Raw genomic sequence first — 3,419 nt, 5'->3', positions numbered from 1 at the left:
TGTTGTAGCTGATTTATTTCAACAAAATACTGCTCCGCTTGCTTGTCAGGGACTTGCTCGATATAATGTCATTATCATTATAGAAAGAAAGTCCCAGAGAACCCACATCCTGCAAGATTTCGTCCTCTGAGACTTTGGTAATTAAACCATGGTCATTATATCAGATTTTGAACTGATACTCAATGAGGACACACATATTTTTCGTTAAGAGCAGGGGGATTCTTTATTGTCCGCACTGCATGATGCCGTTAAAGCACCGCGACTGGAAGCTTCGCATTTGTAAACGTGACGGTGGAGAAAAGGATTTCATACAAGTGGAACGCATGAAATGCGAGCACTGCAATCGCCTTCATACGGCGCTGCCAAATACCTTAACACCGTTTAAACACTATGAAACAGATGTAATCTCAGGAGTGCTGGATGATTTAATTACCACTGATGATCTCGATGATGAGAATTATCCGTGCGAAGCGACTATGAACCGCTGGCATCACTGGTTGATGGCAAATCGTCTTTACATAAATGGCAAACTGAAATCAGATGGATACAGTAAGTTCGGTTTCTCTGAAGCTTTACTCTTGTCTGAGATTTCCCTGCTCGACGAACTGCGCTTACGCTGTCAGGACTGGTTAGAAACTGTCCAGCATTTCATATATAACTTAGGCGGATTTTTAGTTCCCGCCTGATGTTACCTTTGCACCTACTTTGTTTTGTCCTGTCAAGGCACTCTGGTGTATTCTTTCTCCATAAGGAGGACGAATCTATGCAGACAAAAGAAATACAGGACTGGCAGGATCAGGCAGCGCTTACCAGATACAGTTTTATTGCTCCGCTTCTGGATCATTCCCTGGATACTGCCGCTAAAACAAAGCTGCGCAATGAGATCAGTGAAAAGGCAGGAATCTCATTACGAACAATCTACCGCTACGAAAGTGCCTACAAAGAAAACGGGTTTCAAGGTTTGAAACCACAATCCAAAGAACATGGGGTCTCCAGTCGGCTCCCGGATAACTTTGAAGATCTGCTTTTGCAGGCGATAACTCTAAAGAAAGAAGTTCCAAAACGTTCCGTTGCCCAGATCATCTGGATACTGGAACTGGAAGGATATGTTGCACCTGGCGTATTGAAAAGGTCCACACTGGAGCGCCATCTGTATAAAGCTGGGTATGGTGTGAAGCAGATGCAAATGTACAATGATGCCCGGGAGAGTTCTTCGAAACGCTTCTGTAAACCACATCGGATGATGTTAGTCCAGGGTGACATCAAGTACGGCTGTAAACTACCAATCGGCAAAAATGGTGCCATGGTACAGACCTATCTGTCCTCAGCTATTGACGATCATTCCAGGCTGATCCTTGCATCTGAATTCTACGATAATCAGGAAGAACTGATTGTGGAGGATACCTTCCGTAAGGTGATCCTGCTTCATGGGAAATTTGATTCATGCTACTTTGATAATGGCAGTCAGTATGTAGCCAGACAGCTGAAACTTTCCCTGGGTAAGATCGGAATCCCGATCCATTATGCGAGACCAAGAAGCGGAAAAAGTAAGGGCAAGATCGAAAAATTCCATCAGGTCGTTGACGCATTCCTTCGAGAAATAAAGCTCCACAAAATCAAAACGCTTTATGAGTTGAACCGATACTGGAAAATATACCTTGAAGAAGCATACCAGAATCATCGTCATGAAGGCATTGCGGAGTATTATAAAAGTCTGAATGCAAAAGTGCCAGAGGCTGGTATTACCCCCGTGCAGGAGTGGAACCGTGACAGCAGAAAACTTGTATATCTGGACACTGCCGTTGTTACAGAAGCATTCCTTCATCATGAAATCCGTAGCGTCGACAAGGGAGCATGCATAAGCTTCCATGGCAAGACATATGAGACCAAGCCTTCTTTGATTGGCTTCAAGGTTGAGATTACTTATGATCCCAAACTTCCTGAAATCATCACAGTCTCACATCAGGGTATTGCTCCGTTTGTTGCAAAACCGGTAAGGATTGGGTCTTACTGTGACAAAAATCCGACACTTCCTGTTTCCATGCAGCCGGAAGTCCCAGAGACTTCCAGGTTTTTAAGCGCTCTCGAAAAAAAGAATGGGCAATCCCGGAAACTGGTAGCCAATGCAATCTCCTTCTCCACTTATGGAAAGGAGGACGGATCCAATGTATGAGCAATTCTTTGAAATGAAGCATACACCGTTTTCCAGAGATGTTCCGGCCGATCAACTCTATGAATCACCTTATGTAGCAGATGCATTGGGAAGGCTTTCTTACGCTGCTGATAATCAGCTTTTTGCTGTGGTGACATCAGATGCAGGCTGTGGCAAATCCACCCTGATCCGCAAGTTTGCAGGAAGTCTTCCAAAGGACGAATACATCTTTTTATACATCTCGGACTCCAAACTGACACCAAGGTGGCTCTACAAGGGGCTATTGGATCAACTTGGTATCGAATCCAGATTTTACAGAGGAGATGCCAAGCGTCAGCTCCAAAAAGAAGTCGAAATCATCCGTGGAGTCCAGAAGAAGAAAGTTGTAATCATTCTTGATGAAGCCCATCTGCTTGAAAAAGAAACCATTGAAGAATTCCGATTCCTTTTGAATTACCGCTTTGATTCCTTAAGTCCCATGGCGCTGGTTCTTGTTGGACAGAATGAACTTTGGGAGAGACTCAATCTTCAGAGGTATGCAGCTGTAAAACAGAGGATTGATATCAACTGTACACTGCCACACCTGGACCGGTCTGAAACTGCCCGGTATATCCAAACTCATCTAACTTACGCAAAAGGGCGCCAGGACCTCTTCACAGATGCAGCACTAAATGACATCTATAAAGAATCAACCGGGATTCCAAGACGGATTAACCGGATCTGTGAAAAGAGCCTGATGTATGCCTTCCAGCAGAACCGGCGCCTGATCGATGACGGTATGGTAAGGTTCGTTATGGATCATGAAATGCTTGGAGGTGGTGAGTAAATGGATATCACCTATACAGCAAACGGTTTGAGTGACATGAATCCTTCCGAGTGGAACGGCAGCATCCGGTCTATCCGTATGGAGTTACCCTATGAATTTCTTGTCACAGCCAGAGGCAGTTCCTTTCATCTAATTGTGGCTCGACACTGTAGCAGCAACTATATCTGTATTCCTGACTGGAATATAGGTACTGACATAGCCGGTCTAAGTGATAGTTTCTGGAATCTTGAGCATCTGTCAAACACATATCCGGATATATCACTGGTCGATTTGATCAGCATCACGGATGCACTGTCAACTCTCGATGAGTATGTGAAAATATGGTAATAGCATGGCGGGCCACTGCCCGCCATGAGCAATACAAAAATTTTGCCAGAAAACTAAGCAGCTTAATGACAGTTAAAATGAGCACGACTACGACAGCTCAGCTGGTCAGTAACA

The 3,419-nt window shown here is 44.4% G+C and carries 4 protein-coding genes; all 4 read left to right on the top strand.

Annotation, left to right across the window (positions count from 1 at the left end; translation table 11 throughout):
* Positions 1-182 precede the first annotated feature (182 nt).
* The 4 genes from BQ9856_RS00065 (at position 183) to BQ9856_RS00050 (ending at position 3,305) form a co-directional block, all read left to right on the top strand.
* Positions 183-686 carry a DUF6431 domain-containing protein gene (locus tag BQ9856_RS00065; protein ID WP_328587217.1) on the top strand — a complete coding sequence of 168 codons (504 nt, stop codon included), beginning with the start codon at positions 183-185 and terminating at the stop codon, positions 684-686.
* Between the two features lie 77 nt (positions 687-763).
* A complete protein-coding gene (locus BQ9856_RS00060) occupies positions 764-2,173 on the top strand; it encodes a DDE-type integrase/transposase/recombinase (RefSeq protein ID WP_077609169.1) in 1,410 nt (469 codons plus the stop codon).
* Entirely contained in the window at positions 2,166-2,978 is an 813-nt protein-coding gene (locus BQ9856_RS00055) for an ExeA family protein (protein WP_077609168.1), read from the top strand. The genes BQ9856_RS00060 and BQ9856_RS00055 overlap by 8 nt, the downstream gene beginning before the upstream one ends.
* A complete protein-coding gene (locus tag BQ9856_RS00050; RefSeq protein WP_077609167.1) occupies positions 2,979-3,305 on the top strand; it encodes a hypothetical protein in 327 nt (108 codons plus the stop codon).
* Positions 3,306-3,419 lie beyond the last annotated feature (114 nt).

Source organism: Clostridium sp. Marseille-P2415, from assembly GCF_900155545.1.
Lineage (GTDB): Bacteria > Bacillota > Clostridia > Lachnospirales > Lachnospiraceae > Lacrimispora.
This window is presented reverse-complemented; position numbering and strand designations above follow the sequence as displayed.